This window comes from Herbidospora sp. RD11066, from assembly GCF_054661255.1.
Window position 1 is genome coordinate 1 of sequence record NZ_BAAGDO010000127.1, and the last position, 277, is coordinate 277.

General features: G+C 58.8%; 1 protein-coding gene. It reads left to right on the plus strand.

What is annotated here, in order from left to right; genetic code table 11:
• Positions 1 to 206 (plus strand): hypothetical protein (locus ACYQ78_RS39540; protein ID WP_459806131.1); only part of this gene is annotated, 206 nt, incomplete at its 5' end.
• Positions 207 to 277: the final 71 nt, after the last annotated feature.

The following is a 277-nucleotide window of genomic DNA, read 5'->3' on the forward strand; positions in this document are numbered from 1 at the left end:
TGGAGAACCAGGCAGACCAGGCAAGGATGGTATTCCTGGACAACCGGGAAAAAATGGAAAAGATGGCGAACCTGGACCATCTGGTTCTGATGGTGGAACGGGAGAGAGCGGACAAGCTGGGCCACAAGGACCCAAAGGTGACCGAGGACCAGCGGGCCCAACTGGACCAACAGGCCCTCCTGGATCGGCAGGACCACCGGGAGTGAAGGGAGACCGTGGATCGCCAGGATTGAACGGAAGAAATGGAGAACCTGGGACGCCAGGAGTACGAGGGAAC